Here is an 18,365-nt window from a genome sequence, read left to right as displayed (position 1 = left end):
ATCTCGTACGACGTCGTTGCAGGCACTCGTGTCACTCTCCGGTGCGTCGTCGCTCGACGAAGGCATCGGCCATCCCCCGCAACAGGCGCGCGATTTCCGGGGCCTCGATGTCTTCGGGGGCGACCGACGCAATGACCTGCGACCAGCGTTCGCGCAGTCGTGCAAGATTGGCGGCGGCAAGCGGTGTCGAACTCACGAGCACTCCTCGACCGTCCGGGTCCGAACGGCGTCGACCGACGAGACCTTTCGATTCCAGGCCACGAAGTGCGGTGCTCAGGTTCGAGCGCTGCACACCGAGCCGCTCGGCCAGTGCGCTCGGTGCGGTCTCTCCGTGCCGATCCAAGGTCCCCAGCACGAGGCGTTCGGTCTGCGTCAGCGGAATGTAGGCGTCATGAGCGTGACGGAACTCGATCTCGCGTGCGAGAGAGAGCACGGCACTGGCGATATCTGCGAGCGCTTCGGCGTCGGTGTGCGGTGCGGTCATGCTCACATGGTACGACGAGCCAAAGTAATTATGATAAGATAACTACTCGTGTCTACCGCTTCAGCTCCCCCGCTCCACGTCCTTTCCGATGCACCCGACCAGCGCCCGCCTACTCTTTCGGGCGGCCTCCTGTTCATCTTGGCGCTTCTCTCTGCCGTCGCCCCGTTCGCGACCGACCTCTATCTCCCATCATTCCCCACGATCGGCAACGAGTTCGGCGCCAGCGCGACGGGCGTGCAACTGACACTCACCGCATTCCTGCTCGGTATCGCCGCAGGGCAACTCGTGTTCGGGCCGCTCTCAGATCGCTTCGGCCGCCGCCCACTGCTGCTCATCGGCGCGGTGGTGCTGGTGCTCTCGAGCCTCGGCGCCGTATTCGCCCCATCGCTGGGAGCACTCATCGTCGCGCGGCTGCTCCAGGGCATGTCGGGGGCTGCCGGCATGGTGCTCAGCCGTGCGGTCATCTCCGACCTCGCTCGCGGGCCGGCTGTCGCGCGCGCGATGAGCCTCATGATGATCGTCACCGGCGTCGCCCCGGTGGTCGCTCCGCTCATCGGCGGCCTGTTCGCGGATGCCCTCGGATGGCGCGGCGTGCTTGCTATCGTGCTCGGCATCGCGGTGATCATGCTGCTCGCGGCAGTCTTCGGCGCTCGCGAATCCCTGCCCGCTGTCCGCCGCGTCGAGCTCGCACAAGCGCGCCAATCGCTTGGCTCCCCGCTGCGCGGGCTGCTGTCTCGCCAGTATCTCGGCTACACGATCGGCTTTGCCAGCGCATTCACCGCGATGATGGCCTATATCTCGGCGTCGCCGTTCCTCTATCAGTCGCTGATCGGGGTCACCGAGCTGCAATACGGCCTGCTTTTCGGATTGAATGCGCTCGGCCTCATGGGCACGAGCGCGGTCTCCGCGCGATTGGTGGGGCGCATCTCGCCACGCCGTTTGATCGCGATCGGCCTCTGCGGCCTTGGTCTCGGTTCAGTAGCCGTAGTGGCCTGCGCCCTCGCGCCGGTGTCGCCGTGGAGCATCGCCGTCGCAGTGTTCGTGGTCGTCGCATCGCTCGGATTCGTGCTCGGCAATTCGACCGCACTCGCGCTCAGTGCAGTGCCTCGCGCGGCGGGTTCGGCGTCTGCCGTTCTCGGTGCCCTGCAATTCGGTCTGGCCGCCCTCGCATCGCCGCTCGTGAGCATCGCCGGCGAACACACCGCAGTACCGCTCGGAATCGTCATGACCTGCGCGGCAACGATCTCGGTTGTCGCGTTCCTGGTGGCGCGACCGCGCAACTCCTGAACTCGCCCTGACTGAAACGCAGAAAGGGCGTCGCGGTTAGGCGCGGTGGATCTGCTCGGCGACTCGGTGGAGTTCGAGCGGCGTCGACTGAGACGGCGGTTCACCGTGCATTTGCACGTGCAACCGCTCCATGCGTGTATCGAGTTCTGCGGCGGTCTCAGCGGCATGCTTGAGTTCGCGAATGAGGGTGTCGGGCACCTGGCGGGCGTACTTGTAGTAGATCTTGTGCTCGAGACTGGCCCAGAAGTCCATGGCGATCGTGCGAAACTGCACCTCCACGGGCACATCCACGCGGCCGGTCGAGAGGTAGACCGGCACCGAGAGGATCGTATGCAGGCTCTTGTAACCGTTAGGCTTCGGCGTCTCGATATAGTCTTCAACCTCGAGCACGGTGATGTCGTCTTGCTGCGTCAGGAGATCAAAGAGCTGGTAGACATCGCGGATGAATGCGCAGGTGACACGCACTCCCGCAATGTCGTAGATCTCAGTGCGGATGATGTCGAAGTCGGTGCCGATGCCGCGTCGCTCGAGTTTTGCGACGAGACTGTCGACCGATTTCACGCGGCTCGATACGTGTTCGATGGGGTTGTACTCGTGCATGTGCAGAAACTCTTCGCGCAGAATCGCGAGTTTCGTCTCGACCTCTTGCATCGCGAATCGGTACTCGAGGAGGAAGCGCTGCATCTGATCTCCCAGCGATCGCAACGCGCTCGCCGAGATCGTGATCTCATCGTCTTCGGGTTCCTCGCCGGGGTTCGCTTCGAACCCCGGCACTGCCGGAATACTCATGGCCTCAGGTTACCTCTCGCTCGCGTGCATCGTCTGTGATTGCGCCCCGCATCGCCGGCATCGCAGCCCTGCGACCGACGTGCGCAGTCCTCTCGCCGCACCGCTCATCCGAGCCCCGCGACCAGGTTGATCACGGTCGCCAGAATGCCCGCTCCGAAGAGGTAGGCGAGCAGGGTTTGCGCGATCACGAGGCGCCGAATCTCGGTGCGCTGCACGTCGGTGTCTGACACCTGGTAGGTCATGCCGAGGCCGACCGAGAAATAGGCGAAATCGACGTAGCAGGGGTCGGTTTCTTGATTGAAATCGATTCCCCGTTTCACGCTACCGTCTGCCTCGGTGTCGTAATACTCACGCGCGTAGCGCAGCAAGTAGTCGACGTGAATGAGCGTCCATGACGCCACGATGCTGAGGAGCGCGAGCGCCGCGAGTACCGGCCCGAGCGCCCCTTCGACGTGCCTCGCCTGCACGATCACCACCGCGACCGCCCCCAGGCTCACGATACTGCCGATGGTGGCGACGAGGCGCGCGACCCGGCGCCCCGGGTCTTCCGCAGTCGCATGACTGCGGGTCTCCGCCGGCGACATGCGCCAGACCTGCAGGAGCACGGTGACCGCGCTCACGCCGGCAATCGCACTCCAACCCGCGAGCACACCGGCCGGGACTCCGAGCACCGGCACCGAGGCGGCAGCGACGGCGCCGCCCACGACGACCGCAATCGCCCAGCGCAAACGCACCTGCGCGCGCACCGGCAGGCGGGCCATGGCTTTTCAGGCTCCGTCGTGCTCGGCCCGGAAGACATGCACGAGCGCATTGGCATGGCCATGCCCCATGCCCTGCTCCTTTAGAAATGCCACCTGTTCCATGTGCTTCTGACCCGCAAATGGTCGCAAGCGTTCCATCCATTCATCGATCGAGTGGCCATACTTTGCTTCGATCGATGGGAAGTACGATTTGGGGCCTTTGACTGGCTCGGTCATGCCTGCCTCCTGATTCACCGTCGCAATTGCACCGTGGTGCGCTCAAGCTAACACGAAGGGCCGACATTCGACGGGCGCTCGACACCGCAGCCTGCGCAGCGCCGACGGCCCCGAGTAGGATCGAGCACGGCCGCAACCACCGAGTCCCGTCAGCTCTTGGCGGGAGGATGCAGAGGACACCCGTGACCGAACAGACCAGCACGGCGCACGACGCAGGCGCACCGCGACCGGACTCGCGCGGCGAGCGGGGCTTCTTCGGGCACCCGTGGGGTCTTGCGAACCTCGCCGGCGTCGAGATGTGGGAGCGCTTCAGCTTTTACGGCATGCAGGGCCTCCTCGCCTTCTACATCTACTACTCGGTTTCCGAGGGCGGTCTCGGCATGTCGCAGGCTGCCGCCACATCGATCGTCGGCGCCTATGGCGGGCTCGTCTATCTCTCCTCGGTGATCGGCGGGTGGGTCGCCGATCGTGTGCTGGGCGCGGAGAAGACGCTGCTCGCTGCCGCGATCATCATCATGTTCGGGCACGTCGCGCTCGCCGTGTTCCCCGGGGGCATCGGCCTCGCCATCGGTCTCGTGAGCGTCGCGCTCGGTTCGGGATCGCTGAAGACGACGACCTCGACCGTACTGGGCGATCTCTACGACCCGAAAGATCTGCGGCGCGACGCGGCGTTCTCGATCTACTACATGGGCGTAAACATCGGCGGCTTCGTGGGCCCGCTGCTGACCAGCCTGGTCTGGGGCTGGCAGGGCTTCCATTGGGGCTTCGGCCTCGCGGCCATCGGCATGGCGCTCGGGCTCGTGCAGTACCTGCTGCTGCGCCGGCACACGATCACCGCGTCGAGTGCCCGACCGACGAACCCGCTGACCCGCCCCGAACGCACGCGTTGGTCGATCACTCTGCTCGCGGCGATCATCGTCATCGTTGGCGCAGCCCTGCTGGGTGCGCTGCGCCCCGAGAACCTCTCGGTCATCGTCGTCGGGCTCACGGTCGTCACGGCGATCGCCCTGTTCACCGTCATCGGGTCGAGTCGCCGCGTCACCACTGAGGAGCGCAGCCGCGTCTTTGCGTTCATCCCGCTCTTCATCGCCTCCGCAGTCTTCTGGACGCTGTTCCAGCAGCAGTTCACGGTGTTGGCGATCTATGCCGATCAGCGTCTCGATCGCCATGTTTTCGGCTTCGAGCTGCCGCCGAGCGTGGTGACCTCGATCAATCCCGTGTTCATCATCATCTTCGCGGGCGTCTTCGCGGCGATGTGGACCAAGCTCGGTGAGCGCCAGCCCGGTACACCGATCAAGTTCGCGCTCGGCACGATGGTCATGGGCCTCGCCTTCCTCGCGTTCCTCCCCTTCTCGGGTGGCGCGAACGGCTCGGTGCCGTTCCTCGCGATCGTGCTGATTCTCTTCCTCTTCACGCTCGCGGAACTCTGCATCTCTCCGGTCGGCCAGTCGCTCGCCACGAAGCTCTCACCGCACGCGTTCCACTCACAGATGGTGGCGCTGTACTTCCTGTCGATCGCCCTCGGCTCGGCGGCAGCGGGCGCGCTCTCAAGCTTCTACTCCACTGACACCGAGGTGCCCTACTTCCTGACGATCGGCTTGGCATCGATTGCGGTCGGCATCGTGTTGATCATCGTTCGGAAGCCGATCCTGCACCTCATGCGCGGGGTGCGCTGACGATTCGAGTGGCCGTGTCGGTGCCGACCTCCGGACCCTCAGTGCACGGAAAAGCCGCCGTCGACGGGAATCGTCTGCCCGGTGACGTAGCTCGAGCCCGCGCCGGCGAGAAACACCGCCGGCGCCGCGAAGTCGTCGGGCACTCCATTCCGCCCGATGAGTGTGCGGGATGCGAGTGCGCGCACCGTCTCGGGGTCAGCGGAGAGCCGGGTGTTCAGTGCGGTCTGCACGAATCCGGGTACGAGCACGTTGGCGGTGACGCCGTGCGCCGACCACGCTTCGGCCTGGCTCCGCGCGAGCGCCTCAAGCGCTGCCTTCGAGACGCCGTACGCACCGCTCGCCGCAAAGGGCCGCTGTGCCTGCTGCGAGCTGATGTGGATGAGGCGACCGTAGCCACGCTGCGCCATTCCCGGCGCCAGCGCCTGGCCCAAGATGAAGGGGGCATCGAGGTTGACGCGCATCGTCGCGTCCCATTCCGCTTCACCGAGCTCCGGAAATGGAGGCCGCAGGTTGATGCCGGCGCTATTCACCAGAATATCGACGTCGCCGACGTCCTGCGCGAGCGCGTGCGCTCCGGATCGCTCGGACAGGTCGGCTACCGCGCCGACCGCGGATCCGCCTCGCTCGACAATCTGCATCACCGTGTCGTCGATCGCGGATTCGGTGCGCGCCGCGATGACGACCTGCGCGCCGGCGTCTGCGAGTGCGACGGCGATCGCTCGGCCGATGCCTGAGCTGCCGCCGGTGACCAGCGCCCGGCGGCCGTCGAGCGCAAAGAGATCGTGAAGTGCGGCGTGCGTCATCGTTCCACCCTAACGAGCGCGAGACCCGAGAATGGAAGGGTGATGCTGCACACCGAACGACTGAGCTTGCGCGAGATCCAGCCGACCGACCGCGCGGCGCTTTCGCGCATGTTGCAAGACGATGAAGCGATGCACGCCTATGAGGGCGCGTTCGATGATGCCGGGGTTGATGCCTGGCTGACGAGAATGCGGGATCGCTATCGCACCGACGGGTTCGGTTTGTGGGCGGTTGATCTGCAGGAGACCGGTGAGATGATCGGTCAGTGCGGAATCACGTGGCAGCAGATCGACGGCGTCCGCGTGCATGAAGTCGGGTACCTCTTCGAACGCTCGCACTGGCATCGCGGCTATGCGACGGAGGCGGCGGCCGCCTGCCGAGACTTCGCATTCTCTGAGCTCGACTCGGAGCGCGTCTACGCACAAGTGCGTGACACGAATCTCGCGTCGATGAACGTGGCGATCCGACTGGGAATGACGGTGCGGTCGCGGTTCGTGAAGCACTACCGCGGGGTTGATATGCCGCACTTCGCATTCGCGGTCGACCGAAACACTGCGTTGCCGCAGCCCCGTCAACCGGTGTATTCGGCAAGGGGTTGCCCGACGGTCTCCCCCGCGGCCTCTGCCGCAGCGCGCGCCGCCGAATCGACGCTTCGCGAGTAGTCGCGCCACCACTCGGCGTCTCCCTCCGGCAGATTCGTGGCCGCCGCGCGCATGCCTGCGGCACCGTCAATCTGTTCGCGCAGAATATCGGCATGGCCTGCATGACGGTGCGTCTCGGCGATCATATGGATGAGCAGTCGCCGCACGGTCACACTGGATTCGCTCCACCACGGCACGTTGCCGACTGCGTCGAGGCCAAGCTCACGCACCACTGCGTCGTCACTCGCCCAGGCGCGACGGTACAGCGCAACAATGTCGGCGCGGCTCTCGGCAGCGGTCGCCCACATGTCAGCATTCGCGGGAGCATCCTCGGCCATCCAGGGAGTCGCAATACCCCCGTCTCGGCCCAGGCATTCGGTGAGGTAGCCGTACTCCGTACTGGCAACGTGCTTGACGATGCCGAGCAGATTCGATCCGGTCGCGGTGAGCGGCCGCCGAACGTCGTACTCACCGACGCCCTCAAGTTTCCAGAGCAGGGCGTCTCGGGCGAGCTGCAGGTATCGCAGCAGAAGTTCGAGCTCTTCATCACCTGCGGAGCGTGTGGCATTCGGTGCTGAGTTCATGACGTCAGCGTAATCGGCACGACCGACATTCACGCCGACGTTCACACCGGCAATCGCGGTTGCGATCAACACGGTCGCGGTTGCGGGCTTCGTCGCTACGCTGAGTGCATGGTGAGCGCGTCACGATCGGCCCTGCAGCGGAGACGCCGCGGCTTCGTCGGCACCCTGCTCGGTGCGCTGCTCGGCGCTTCGGCGCTGCTCCTCGCCGCCTGCAGCGGCGATTCGGTGCGCGGGGATTTCGCGCGAACATTCGGTGACGATCCCGCCGTCGCCGGCTTCGAGCTCTCGACCGCCGACAACCAGCCCTTCACGGGCGGGCTGAGCGCCGACGTCAGAGTCGAACCGAGCGCTTCCGACGATGCGCTCCGCGGTCTGGTCGATCGGCTGAGTGGGTTCGATGCATCGCGACCAGGCACAGAGGTGCACATCACCGTGCGAACACCGACGCTCACCGTGCCGATCTTCGCAGAGGCAACGACCAGCGCAGCGACGATCGAAGCAGCACTCGACCTGGCAGCAGTCGCCGATGTGGGCTCTGTCGAGTTCACCGCAGCTGACGCCGATGAGCGAATTTCGGCGGTGACGCTGCAGCTCGAAGCATCTGCACCGCCTGAGTACTCGACGGCATTCGCGCTCGCGCGAGACATTCCGGATCGCCTGGCCGAAATCGCCATTGCGTCGGGGCCGCACATCACACTGCGCGATCCCGCAGCGCACTTCACCGTGCAGGGCCCTCCGGGAACCTGGTGGTCAGACGCGGAGGCAACACTGCTCAGCCTCACGGACCCCGCCCCAGCGGTCCCCGTGGCGGGAGTGCGAGCCTCCCCTGACGGCATCGTCATCACTGTCGGCGACGAGTCCGAGGTGCCCGCGGCGACGGCACGTCTCACCGAGCACGCACTGACGAGTGATTACCTCGTGGCTTTCGCGAGCCCGCAGGTGTCGCTCGGCACTGATGCGACCGGTGCACCCGCCCGTGCGTTGCTCGATGGGCTCGGCGACACCGAACGCGCAACGGTCGAGTCGCTGTGGACCGATGACGCACGCGCAACGTTTACCGCCGCATCACCAGACGACGCGGAAGCCCTCGCGTCGGCGCTCTCGGCGCGGCCGGAAGCCGCAGCCTTCGAGCTGCTCACGGTCATCGTTGGAGCACCCGACGACCCCAAATTCAGCGTCACCTCGGAGCCCTCACAACTCGGGGCACTCACCGCCCGGGCGAGCGCCGTGCTCGACGGCCCCGGCATCACCGCAATCACTGTGTCGCCGAGAAAGGTCACCGTCACCGTTCCGCAGAGTTCGGGCAGGGAAGCGCTGCAGGCGCGATTGGTCACGCTCGAACGGCTCGCGCAACCGGGAGCAAGGCTCTGCGCCGAGCGACCGGACGGCACCGCAGAGTGCGTGGACGCACCGCGCTAGCGACTCATCAGCTCAGACGTTGAAGCGCCACTCGCAGACGTCGCCGTCTTGCATGACGTATTCCTTGCCCTCCATGCGAGCCTTGCCCTTGGCGCGAGCCTCGGCGACCGAACCGGCCTCAACGAGGTCTTCGAACGAGATGATCTCGCCCTTGATGAAGCCCTTTTCGAAGTCGGTGTGGATCGCGCCGGCCGCCTGCGGCGCCGTGGCGCCCTGCTTGATGGTCCAGGCGCGCGCCTCCTTGGGGCCCGCGGTCAGGTAAGTCTGCAATCCGAGCGTTTCGAAGCCGATGCGCGCGAGCTGGTCAAGCCCGCTCTCTTCCTGGCCGATCGATGCGAGCAGTTCCGCGGCATCTTCCGCGTCGAGTTCGATGAGCTCGCTCTCGATCTTCGCGTCCAAGAAGATCGCCTGGGCCGGCGCCACCAGAGCGGCGAGCTCGTCGAGCTTGGCGCGATCCTGCAGCACCGTCTCGTCGACGTTGAAGACGTACAGGAACGGCTTCGCCGTCAGCAGGCCGAGTTCCTTGATCGGCTCGAGATCGATCTTCGACTGCGAGAGCACCTGACCGTCGTTCAGCGCGGCCTGCGCGGCCTTCGCCGCATCAACGACAGAGGCGTCGATCTTCTTGTTCTTGAGCTCTTTCTCGTAGCGCAAGAGCGCCTTATCGATCGTCTGCAAGTCGGCAATGATCAGCTCGGTGTTGATCGTCTCCATGTCGCTCGCCGGGTTGACGGCACCGTCGACGTGGATGACGTCGGGGTCTGAGAATCCGCGCACGACCTGTGCGATCGCGTCGGCCTCGCGGATGTTCGCGAGGAACTGGTTGCCGAGCCCTTCACCCTCGCTGGCACCGCGCACGATGCCGGCGATATCGACGAAGCTGACCGGTGCGGGCAGAATGCGCTCCGAACCGAAGATCTCCGCGAGCGCATCGAGTCGCGGGTCGGGCAGGTTCACCACACCGACGTTCGGCTCGATCGTCGCGAACGGATAGTTCGCCGCGAGCGCGTCGTTCTGGGTGAGCGCGTTGAACAGGGTCGACTTGCCCACGTTGGGGAGTCCTACGATGCCGATAGTCAGAGCCACGAGGCATCAGTCTACGCGGGGATGAGGCCGAGCATGACCGCTCGCCGCCGCGAGGCGATCCGACGCTACCCGATCGCGGGTGGCCACACCCCGATGATGATCGCCATGACGATGACGGTGACGAGTTCGTGCGCGATGTTCAACACGGTCAGACCTGCGGGGCGCCCCTCGAACGCGTCGTGCGTGATGAAACGCGATGCGGTGAAGCCCGCCCACAGCAGCAGCCCTGTCACGAGCGTCGCCGCCACAAACGAGCCGCCGTAAAACGCGAAGGCGATCCAGCTCGCCCCGGCGAACACCCACGCCGTAATGAAACTGACGACCAGCGTGACCAAGATCGGGCCGACCGCGGCTTTCGCGTCGCCGCTCGGGTTCACCTTTGCGAGTCGCATCCACCGGGTGCCGAACACCTTCGGCGTGTACCACACCGACCCCACGACCATCGTGGAGAGCGTGGCGACGATCACCGCCCAGTAGTTGATCTCGGGAATCATGCGGAACCTCCGCGCAGAATCGACGTCATCTTCTTGCCCCGCGCGACCTCGTCAACGAGTTTGTCCATGTACCGGATCTGCTGCATCAGCGGATCCTCGATCTCTTCCACCCGTATTCCGCAGATGAGGCCCGTGATCAGGGTCGCATTGGGGTGCATGCGAGGCGCCTCTGCGAAGAACGTGCGCAGGTCGGTCTCGTCGTCGAGCACGCGCTGCAGGCCGGCGTCGTCGTAGCCCGTGAGCCAGGTGATGACCTGGTGAATCTCTTCTCTCGTGTGCCCCTTGCGTTCCGCCTTGGCGATGTAATGCGGGTAGATGCTCGCAAAGCTCATGCCGTAGATGCGATGCTCGGCCATGGTCGTCCCTCTCGACGGGTGGATCGTGAACTCCATTGTCGCCCCTCGCGCACGCATGCACACCCCGGCGCCCCGCGGATGCATCAATGTCAGGGGGGTGTGTCAGAGTGGACACGTGCCCGTCGACTTCACTGCGATCGATTTCGAGACCGCGAACAGCCATCCGTCTTCGGCATGCTCGGTCGGCATGGTCCGCGTGCGTGCCGGGGTGGTGGTGGATCGCGTGCACTGGTTGATCCGCCCTCCCGCCGCACACGCCGCGTTTCTACCGTTCAACATCAAGATCCATGGCATTACGGCGGCGATGGTCGCCGAGGCCCGATCGTGGAGTGAGCAGCTCGGCGAGCTCCGAGAGTTCATCGGCGCCGACGTCGCCGTTGCGCATAACGCCAGCTTCGACATGGGCGTGATTCGCGCGGCGTGCGCCGAGTCGGTGGCGCCAACACCCCGCCTGAAGTACCTCTGCAGCGTGCAGGTCTCGCGCAAGACATACGAGATTCCATCGCATCGCTTGCCGCTGTCGGCAGCTGCGGCGGGCTACGGCGAATTCGCGCACCACGATGCCCTCGCCGACGCCGAAGCCTGCGCCGCCATCATTTCGGATGCCGCTCAGCGCCACGGGGTCGACTCGGTGACGGCACTCGCGAAGCACACTGGGCTGCGCATTCAGCAGTTGAAGGCCATTCCGCTGAAGCTCTGATGCGACACCTGGGCCACCGCACCATGAATGTCGGTGGCCCATGAGAACGTGGATGCGAACCTTCCACTGATCGAAAGCACGGTGCATCATGGCGATTGCCACCCTCATCCTGCTCGGAGCGAATCTGCTCCTGCTCGTCGCGCTGCTGGTCGTCGTGTTCCTGCGTACCGGCTCGCGAACCGGGGCTCCGGCGTCGTCATTCGACGGGCGCGGTCTCGCCGCTGAGATCCGCGGCGACCTCTCCGCACAGCGCGGCGAAATCGGGCAATCGCTCACCGGCATCAGCGACCGGGTGCACGCCGGCGCGCAAGCGACGCTGACCGCACAGAACTCGTTGCGCGCCAGCGTTGAAGCACGGTTCGAAGACCTGCGCGAGGCCAACGATGCGAAGCTCGAACAGGTGCGGCTGGCCGTCGGCGAGCAGTTGCAGCATCGGTTGAAGGCCTCGCTCGACGAGAACTCCGGCAGAGTGCAGGCGCTCGCCGATACGCACGTCGCTAAGCAAGCTGAGCTGCAGCGGGTGCTGCGCGATGAGCTCGAGAAGCTTCGTGAGGGCAATGAAGCCAAGCTCGAGAAGATGCGTGAGACCGTCGACGAGAAGCTGCAGGGCACGCTCGAACGGCGACTCGGCGAGTCGTTCCGTCTCGTGAGCGATCGCCTGGAGCAGGTGCAGAAGGGTCTGGGAGAAATGCAAACCCTCGCCAGCGACGTCGGCGGCTTGAAGCGCGTGCTCACGAACGTGAAGAACCGCGGCAGTTGGGGCGAGGTGCAGCTCGCGCGCCAGCTCGAAGACATGCTGACCCCCGAGCAGTATGCAGAGAACGTCGCCGTGCGGCCGAGCTCCGCGGAGCGGGTCGAGTTCGCAGTCAAACTTCCGGGTCGCGGTGATCTCGGTGACACGGTGTGGCTGCCGATCGATTCGAAGTTTCCTCAGGAAGACTACGAACGCCTCCTCGAAGCTCAGGAGCGCGGGGAGCGCGCGGAAATCGAGTCCGCGAGCAAGACCGTGGAACGAGTCATTCTGACGCAGGCGAAACTCATCCGCGACAAGTACCTCGAGCCGCCGTACACGACCGATTTCGGCATCATGTACCTGCCGACCGAAGGGCTCTTTGCCGAGGTCATCCGTCGCCCGGGCTTGACGAGCAAGTTGCAGACCGAGTACCACGTCACCGTCGCCGGCCCCACCGTGCTCATGTCGCTCCTCAATAGCCTCCAGCTCGGGTTCCGCACGCTCGCCATCGAGCAGCGCAGCTCCGAGGTCTGGCAGGTGTTGAGCGCAGCGAAGGTCGAGTTCCAAAAGTATGGCCAGGTCTGGGAAAAACTCGGCAAGCAGCTTGCCACGGCACAGAACACCGTGAGCGAGGCCGGCCGACGCACGCGTGCGGTCGAGAAGCGCCTCAGAGCCGTCGAGACGTTCGACACCGCCGGCGAACGCAGCGCGCACGCGCTCGAAGAGTACGTCACCGAACCCGCGCCCGAACATGATGCGCTCGCAGCCGCTCGGGCACGAGTCGGTGCTGACGAAGTCACCGCAGCCGAGACGGACGCGCACACCGGGCTCTGGGAAGACCGATGAACGTGCACCTCGTTTGTCCTGTCATGAGACGAGGCTGCGCTAGCGTATGACCATGGCCACAGATGCGTTCCCCCTTATCGCTGACCCCGAGATCATTGCCGCCGGTTTCTCCGAAGCAGCATTGCACTCATACACGCACGCCGACGCGATCGAGATCGGCGAGGAGATTGTGCGACGCGGGCGAGAACGCGGGCTCGTGTTCACGGTGTCGGTAAAACTCGGTGACCACGAGGTGTACCGTCTGGCGTTCCCCGGCACGAGTACGGTCAACGATGAATGGATTCGACGCAAGCGCAATGTCGCCGAGGCTACGGGTCTGCCGAGCTTCCTCGTCGGGCAGCGACTCGCCGCACAAGGGCTGGGGCCGGTCACCGACGAGCTGCCGGAGGCCGACTTCGCTCCCCACGGTGGATCAGTGCCCATCGTCATCGACGGCTCAGTACAGGGGTCGGTCACGGTCAGTGGCCTCCCCCAGCAAGACGACCATGCGCTCATCATCGAGGTGCTGGGCGCTCGCCGATGAGCGCAGAGCGTGCACGCACAGACCTGCGTCTCGTCGCCATCGATATCGATGGCACCCTGATCAACAGCGCGAAGCAGATCATGGCGTTCACCCGAGCTGAAGTCGCACGGGTCGCCGAGGCCGGGGCGACCGTCTCGATCGTGACCGCGCGCAGCATCGCGGCATCGCGCATCATCGAGCACAAACTCGGCACCGCGACGTCGCACATCGCCTTCGGCGGCGCTCTCGTGCGCGCCCGCAGCACCGACGAATTCGAGACCATTCTTGATCGCCCCTTCACCTCGGCACCGGTGGGCACCATGCTCAGCATCGCGGCGGGGCGTCCGGTGCACGTGGGCGTCTACACCGAATCAGAGTGGCACGTGAGCGACATGGGCATCTGGGGCTTGCGCGAAGCACGGAACACCTCGATCTGGCCGAACCGCATCGACCCAGACGTCGCCGCACGCACCCCCGAGCACCCCGTCTACAAAGTCATGTTCCGCGGGGAGCCCGAGCACCTCGCACCGATCAAGGCCGGCATCGACGCATCGCTGCCCGAGGTTTTCGCCCATTTCTCTGGCCGCGTGCTCGAAATCACCACGACGCGCAAACACGTCGCGCTCGCAGCTCTCGCCGAGCATCTGAAGGTTCCGCTCGACGCGTGCATCGCGTTCGGCGATACCGAAGCCGACATTCCCATGCTCGAACAGGTCGGCGTAGGCGTACTGATGGGCAACGCTGACCCCGCATTGTCCGTCGCCGAACACGTCGTGCGCACACTCTCGAACGACGAAGACGGCGTCGGCCTCAGTCTTCGGGCGCATTTTCCGACCGACGCACCCTTCGACATCTGAGAACGACCGCACATACGAACGCGTACCTGCAGCAATGCGCCGTTCGCACGCGCGCGAAACACAGCGGAGGCCCGGGCACTCAGTGCCCGGGCCTCCGCTGTCACACCTGAATCACACCCAGCGGTTCGGATCCATATCGCTGATGACGTGGCGGATGGTGCCCGAGTGCGCGCGCATGACGATGCTCTCCGCACGAACGAACGGACCATTCCGCTTCACACCGTCGACGAACTCGGCGTCGGTGATGCCGGTCGCCACGAAGTAGCAGTTGTCGCTCGCCACGAGGTCGTTGGCCTCGAGCACGCGGTCGAGGTCGTGTCCGGCGTCAATAGCGCGCTGACGCTCGTCGTCGTCGCGGGGCCACAGCTTGCCCTGGATCACACCACCGAGCGCCTTTACGGCGCACGCGGTGATGATGCCCTCCGGAGTGCCGCCGATGCCCACGCACAGGTCAATGTTTGAGTCCCAGCGCGCCGCGTTCACGCCGCCGGCAACGTCGCCGTCCATGAGCAGTCGCGTGCCCGCACCGGCCTCGCGGATCTCGGCGATGAGCTGCTCGTGGCGGGGCCGATCCAGCACGGCAACACGGATGTCGGTGACATCGACCTTCTTCGCGCGCGCAAGCGCCCGAATGTTCTCGCCGATCGGACGCCGAATATCAACGACGCCGACGCCTGCGGGGCCGCAGACCAGCTTGTCCATGTAGAAGACCGCTGAGGGGTCGTACATGCTGCCCCGGTCGGCTACGGCGATCACCGACAGCGCACCTGGGCGCCCCTCGGCCGTCAACCGAGTGCCATCGATGGGGTCGACGGCGACGTCGCACTCGGCGCCCTCGCCGTTGCCCACAACCTCGCCGTTGTACAGCCAGGGGGCGTCGTCTTTCTCGCCCTCGCCAATCACCACCGTGCCACGCATGTTCACCGTGGAGAGGAATCGACGCATGGCATCGACTGCAGCGCCATCGGCGGCATTTTTATCGCCACGCCCGATCCACGGAGTCGCGCGCATCGCGGCGGCCTCCGTTGCGCGGACGAGTTCCATGGCGAGGTTGCGATCGGGCTGCCACTCGCCCAGCGAAACAGGTTCAGTCATGGCCCCAACCCTACCGCGTAGACTGGGCCGTCGAAGCTGACCCAACGAAGTCAAGGAGCGCGCATGCCCGTCGCAAGCCCGGAACAGTACGCAGCCATGATCGACGCAGCGAAGACGGGGGCGTTCGCCTTCCCCGCCGTCAACGTGTCGAGCTCGCAAACTCTGAACGCCGCCCTTGAGGGCTTCGCAGAGGCCGGATCCGACGGCATCATTCAGGTCACGACGGGCGGCGCCGACTACTTCGCCGGGCACACGGTCAAGAACCGCGCGGGCGGCGCCATCGCCTTCGCGAAGTTCGCGGAAGAAGTCGCGAAGTCGCACGACGTCACGGTCGCACTCCACACCGACCACTGCCCGAAGAACGCGCTCGACGATTTCCTCCTGCCGCTCGTGGCGGCCAGCGAGGAGCGCGTGAAGAACGGCGGGCTCCCCTACTTCCAGTCGCATATGTGGGACGGTTCGGCAGTGCCGCTCGAAGAGAACCTGCAGATCGCTCAGGAGCTCCTCCCTCGTCTCGCGGCAATCAACGTCATTCTTGAGGTCGAGATCGGTGTTGTCGGCGGCGAAGAAGACGGCGTGAGCCACGAGATCAACGATCAGCTGTACACCACGCTCGACGACGCCGTTGCGACAGTTGAGGCGCTGGGCCTCGGCGAGCAGGGCCGCTACCTCACCGCACTCACGTTCGGTAACGTGCACGGCGTCTACAAGCCGGGCGGCGTCTCGCTGCGCCCCGAATTGCTCGCGGAGATCCAGCAGGGTCTGCAGTCGAAGTACGGCGTCGGCGAGAAGCCGCTCGACCTCGTCTTCCACGGCGGCTCGGGCTCCACGCCTGAAGAGATCGCCGAGGCGGTGCGCAACGGCGTGATCAAGATGAACATCGATACCGACACGCAGTACGCGTTTACGCGCTCGCTCGCCGACTACATCCTCAAGAATTACGACGGCGTGCTGAAGATCGACGGCGAGGTCGGCAACAAGAAGGTGTACGACCCCCGCGCCTGGGGCAAGGTCACGGAGTCGGCGATGGCCGAGCGCGTCGCACTGGCCGCGCAGCAGCTCGGCTCGGCCGGGAAGTCGGTGAGCGCGTAGTGACAACTCCGCACGACGAATCCGCTCGCCCCGCGGAGCGCCCGCTTCCGGCCTACGGAGAGCTCGCGCCCGAGGGTTGGGAGTGGAAGCCGGAGACCGCCGAGGGCACCTCACTGCCGCAAGCAGCGGCGCCGCAAGGCGGGGCGACCCCCGGCCCGGGAGTGCCGCACAATCTCGGTGTGCGCGGCGATCAGTCAGCATCCGAACCGAAGGCCGCAGCTACCCCGAAGTCCGCGACCTCTGGCCGGGCGAGCGATCCTGAACCGTATCGCGCCGCTGCGCCGCAGCAAACGCAGACAGCACAGCCCGTGCAACAGGTTGCACCGTCGACGCCTGGCGCACCGAAATCACGCACGGTGGATCTCGTGTTCACGATCATCTTGCTCGTTCTCGGGGCGTTCGGCGCACTGCAGATCGCGGGCTCGCTGATGAACATCTCGGCGAGCTTCTCGCTCGTCGGCTCCGCGCTCGAGCTCGAAGATTTCTCGGTACCTGGTTGGATCGGCTCAGTCGGCACGATCTCGGCGATCGTCGTGATTGCACTGTATGCCGTCTCGCTCATCTTCTCGATCCAGCGCATGCGCGCCGGAAAGATCGCATTCTGGGTCCCGTTGACCGCGGGCGCTATCGCTGTGATCGGCACGATCGTGCTCACGACGGTGATGATGTTCAATGTGCCCGAACTGGTGAACGCGGCGTCAGACCCGAGCTCGACCGGCAAGATTCTCGACTACTTCGAGAACATGTCGCAGCCGTAACCAGCGCTGCTCTCCGCTGTGCCCTCGATGCCGTCGCGTCGGGGGCACAGCCTGTTTCACGCGTAGTGCGTGTCTCACCGTTCGCCGTGGGTGCAGCGATTTCAGACGAGTCAGCGCACGCGGCCGCCGAGCGCCCGGGCGTCGCGGTTGCCTGCGGCATCTTGCCGCAGTTCTTTCGGCAGCGAGAAGACGAGGTCTTCCTCTGCAGTCACCGCGGCCTCGACATCGGCGTAGCCCGCGTCGGCAAGATCGTCGAGCAGCTCTTGCACGAGCACTTCGGGCACCGATGCGCCGCTCGTCACGCCGACGGTGCGCACCCCATCGAGCCATTCCTGACGCACCTCGCTCGCGAAGTCCACGCGGTAGGCCGCCCGCGCACCGTACTCGAGCGCGACCTCTTTCAAGCGCACCGAGTTCGAGGAGTTGGCGGATCCGACGACGATCACCAGGTCGGCCTGCGGGGCGATCTGCTTGATCGCGACTTGGCGGTTCTGCGTGGCGTAGCAAATATCGTCGCTCGGTGGATCTTGCAGATTGGGAAAGCGCTCGCGCAAGCGGCGCACGGTCTCCATCGTCTCATCGACCGACAGCGTGGTCTGCGAGAGCCACACGAGACGATCCGGGTCGGCCACCTCGAGGGCGTCGACGTCATCGGGCGAATTCACGATCGTGATGCGCTCAGGCGCCTCTCCCGCTGTACCCTCGACCTCTTCGTGACCTTCGTGCCCGATCAGCAGGATCTCGAGATCCTGCTTCGCAAACCGCACCGCCTCGCGATGCACCTTGGTCACGAGCGGGCAGGTCGCATCGATTGCGTGGAGCCCGCGATCCGCGGCCTCGTGCACCACGGCCGGCGACACCCCGTGCGCTGAGAAGACGACGTGCGCGCCCTCGGGCACTTCATCGACTTCTTCGACGAAGATCGCGCCCATCTTCTCGAGCGTGCGCACGACGTGCACGTTATGCACGATCTGTTTGCGCACGTAGACGGGAGCACCGTAACGCACGAGGGCCTTCTCGACGGCGACGACCGCACGATCGACTCCCGCGCAGTATCCGCGGGGAGCGGCGAGCAGCACCTTCTTCATGCCGTCGACGGGGCGGTCACGCAATCGCCCGGCCTCACGGCGCAGGCGCGGCATCGCCAGGGTCACGACAGGCGCACCGATGGTGCGCTGATGCTGCACC

The 18,365-nt window shown here is 65.4% G+C and carries 21 protein-coding genes; 10 read left to right on the top strand and 11 right to left on the bottom strand.

Annotation, left to right across the window (positions count from 1 at the left end):
• Positions 1 to 31: 31 nt before the first annotated feature.
• Entirely contained in the window at positions 32 to 484 is a 453-nt protein-coding gene (locus tag ACZF5Y_RS05135; RefSeq protein WP_497534751.1) for a MarR family winged helix-turn-helix transcriptional regulator, read from the bottom strand.
• Positions 485 to 532: 48 nt separating this feature from the next.
• On the opposite strand from ACZF5Y_RS05135, the gene ACZF5Y_RS05130 reads away from it, so the two are divergent.
• Complete coding sequence (locus ACZF5Y_RS05130) at positions 533 to 1,771, top strand: multidrug effflux MFS transporter (RefSeq protein ID WP_497534750.1); 1,239 nt, start codon at positions 533 to 535, stop codon at positions 1,769 to 1,771.
• Between the two features lie 36 nt (positions 1,772 to 1,807).
• On the opposite strand, the gene ACZF5Y_RS05125 is transcribed toward ACZF5Y_RS05130, so the two are convergent.
• The 3 genes from ACZF5Y_RS05125 to ACZF5Y_RS05115 form a co-directional block, all read right to left on the bottom strand.
• On the bottom strand, positions 1,808 to 2,560 hold the full coding sequence (locus tag ACZF5Y_RS05125; RefSeq protein WP_497534749.1) for a GTP pyrophosphokinase: 753 nt from the start codon (positions 2,558 to 2,560) through the stop codon (positions 1,808 to 1,810).
• A 104-nt stretch (positions 2,561 to 2,664) separates the two neighbouring features.
• Entirely contained in the window at positions 2,665 to 3,321 is a 657-nt protein-coding gene (locus ACZF5Y_RS05120) for a DUF1345 domain-containing protein (protein ID WP_497534748.1), read from the bottom strand.
• A gap of 6 nt (positions 3,322 to 3,327) precedes the next feature.
• Positions 3,328 to 3,537: a DUF4287 domain-containing protein gene (locus tag ACZF5Y_RS05115; protein WP_053351859.1), complete on the bottom strand. Its 210-nt coding sequence runs from the start codon at positions 3,535 to 3,537 to the stop codon at positions 3,328 to 3,330.
• A 167-nt stretch (positions 3,538 to 3,704) separates the two neighbouring features.
• On the opposite strand from ACZF5Y_RS05115, the gene ACZF5Y_RS05110 reads away from it, so the two are divergent.
• Positions 3,705 to 5,213, top strand: coding sequence for a peptide MFS transporter (locus tag ACZF5Y_RS05110; RefSeq protein ID WP_497534747.1), 1,509 nt, complete (start codon positions 3,705 to 3,707; stop codon positions 5,211 to 5,213).
• A gap of 38 nt (positions 5,214 to 5,251) precedes the next feature.
• Here the strand turns inward: ACZF5Y_RS05110 and ACZF5Y_RS05105 are convergent, their stop codons facing one another.
• Positions 5,252 to 6,016, bottom strand: coding sequence for an SDR family NAD(P)-dependent oxidoreductase (locus ACZF5Y_RS05105; RefSeq protein WP_497534746.1), 765 nt, complete (start codon positions 6,014 to 6,016; stop codon positions 5,252 to 5,254).
• A 42-nt stretch (positions 6,017 to 6,058) separates the two neighbouring features.
• On the opposite strand from ACZF5Y_RS05105, the gene ACZF5Y_RS05100 reads away from it, so the two are divergent.
• Positions 6,059 to 6,676: a GNAT family N-acetyltransferase gene (locus ACZF5Y_RS05100; RefSeq protein ID WP_497534745.1), complete on the top strand. Its 618-nt coding sequence runs from the start codon at positions 6,059 to 6,061 to the stop codon at positions 6,674 to 6,676.
• Here ACZF5Y_RS05100 and ACZF5Y_RS05095 read toward each other — a convergent pair.
• Entirely contained in the window at positions 6,586 to 7,239 is a 654-nt protein-coding gene (locus tag ACZF5Y_RS05095) for a DinB family protein (protein WP_497534744.1), read from the bottom strand. The two genes, ACZF5Y_RS05100 and ACZF5Y_RS05095, sit on opposite strands and share 91 nt — an antisense overlap.
• A gap of 108 nt (positions 7,240 to 7,347) precedes the next feature.
• On the opposite strand from ACZF5Y_RS05095, the gene ACZF5Y_RS05090 reads away from it, so the two are divergent.
• Positions 7,348 to 8,658, top strand: coding sequence for a hypothetical protein (locus ACZF5Y_RS05090; RefSeq protein ID WP_497534743.1), 1,311 nt, complete (start codon positions 7,348 to 7,350; stop codon positions 8,656 to 8,658).
• A 12-nt stretch (positions 8,659 to 8,670) separates the two neighbouring features.
• Here ACZF5Y_RS05090 and ychF read toward each other — a convergent pair whose 3' ends face one another.
• From ychF to ACZF5Y_RS05075, 3 genes are all read right to left on the bottom strand, one after another.
• Positions 8,671 to 9,744 carry a redox-regulated ATPase YchF gene (gene ychF, locus ACZF5Y_RS05085; RefSeq protein WP_497534742.1) on the bottom strand — a complete coding sequence of 358 codons (1,074 nt, stop codon included), beginning with the start codon at positions 9,742 to 9,744 and terminating at the stop codon, positions 8,671 to 8,673.
• A gap of 65 nt (positions 9,745 to 9,809) precedes the next feature.
• Positions 9,810 to 10,238, bottom strand: coding sequence for a DUF1761 domain-containing protein (locus tag ACZF5Y_RS05080; protein WP_497534741.1), 429 nt, complete (start codon positions 10,236 to 10,238; stop codon positions 9,810 to 9,812).
• On the bottom strand, positions 10,235 to 10,594 hold the full coding sequence (locus ACZF5Y_RS05075; RefSeq protein ID WP_497534740.1) for a DUF2200 domain-containing protein: 360 nt from the start codon (positions 10,592 to 10,594) through the stop codon (positions 10,235 to 10,237). Before ACZF5Y_RS05075 ends, ACZF5Y_RS05080 begins: the two co-directional genes overlap by 4 nt.
• Before the next feature lie 115 nt (positions 10,595 to 10,709).
• On the opposite strand from ACZF5Y_RS05075, the gene ACZF5Y_RS05070 reads away from it, so the two are divergent.
• From ACZF5Y_RS05070 to ACZF5Y_RS05055, 4 genes are all read left to right on the top strand, one after another.
• On the top strand, positions 10,710 to 11,294 hold the full coding sequence (locus ACZF5Y_RS05070) for an exonuclease domain-containing protein (RefSeq protein WP_497534739.1): 585 nt from the start codon (positions 10,710 to 10,712) through the stop codon (positions 11,292 to 11,294).
• Positions 11,295 to 11,382: 88 nt separating this feature from the next.
• Positions 11,383 to 12,873 carry a DNA recombination protein RmuC gene (locus ACZF5Y_RS05065; protein ID WP_497534738.1) on the top strand — a complete coding sequence of 497 codons (1,491 nt, stop codon included), beginning with the start codon at positions 11,383 to 11,385 and terminating at the stop codon, positions 12,871 to 12,873.
• A 52-nt stretch (positions 12,874 to 12,925) separates the two neighbouring features.
• Entirely contained in the window at positions 12,926 to 13,396 is a 471-nt protein-coding gene (locus ACZF5Y_RS05060) for a heme-binding protein (RefSeq protein ID WP_497534737.1), read from the top strand.
• Positions 13,393 to 14,232 carry an HAD hydrolase family protein gene (locus ACZF5Y_RS05055; RefSeq protein WP_497534736.1) on the top strand — a complete coding sequence of 280 codons (840 nt, stop codon included), beginning with the start codon at positions 13,393 to 13,395 and terminating at the stop codon, positions 14,230 to 14,232. The genes ACZF5Y_RS05060 and ACZF5Y_RS05055 overlap by 4 nt, the downstream gene beginning before the upstream one ends.
• Positions 14,233 to 14,343: 111 nt before the next feature.
• On the opposite strand, the gene glpX is transcribed toward ACZF5Y_RS05055, so the two are convergent.
• Positions 14,344 to 15,327: a class II fructose-bisphosphatase gene (gene glpX / locus ACZF5Y_RS05050; RefSeq protein WP_497534735.1), complete on the bottom strand. Its 984-nt coding sequence runs from the start codon at positions 15,325 to 15,327 to the stop codon at positions 14,344 to 14,346.
• A gap of 63 nt (positions 15,328 to 15,390) precedes the next feature.
• Here glpX and fbaA point away from each other — a divergent pair, with 63 nt between their 5' ends.
• Together fbaA and ACZF5Y_RS05040 are read left to right on the top strand one after the other, a co-directional pair.
• Entirely contained in the window at positions 15,391 to 16,419 is a 1,029-nt protein-coding gene (gene fbaA / locus ACZF5Y_RS05045) for a class II fructose-bisphosphate aldolase (RefSeq protein WP_497534734.1), read from the top strand.
• Positions 16,419 to 17,177 (top strand): DUF6264 family protein, encoded by a 759-nt coding sequence (locus ACZF5Y_RS05040; protein WP_497534733.1) that lies wholly within the window; start codon positions 16,419 to 16,421, stop codon positions 17,175 to 17,177. Before fbaA ends, ACZF5Y_RS05040 begins: the two co-directional genes overlap by 1 nt.
• A gap of 110 nt (positions 17,178 to 17,287) precedes the next feature.
• Here ACZF5Y_RS05040 and ACZF5Y_RS05035 read toward each other — a convergent pair whose 3' ends face one another.
• The gene (locus ACZF5Y_RS05035) at positions 17,288 to 18,319 is read right to left on the bottom strand and encodes a 4-hydroxy-3-methylbut-2-enyl diphosphate reductase (RefSeq protein WP_497535300.1); all 1,032 of its coding nucleotides are present in this window, start codon (positions 18,317 to 18,319) and stop codon (positions 17,288 to 17,290) included.
• Between the last annotated feature and the right edge of the window lie 46 nt (positions 18,320 to 18,365).

The sequence above is a fragment of the Leucobacter sp. WKLB1 genome, assembly GCF_059696215.1.
Note: the sequence above shows the minus strand (reverse complement) of the source record. Positions and strands in the feature narration are given on the sequence as shown.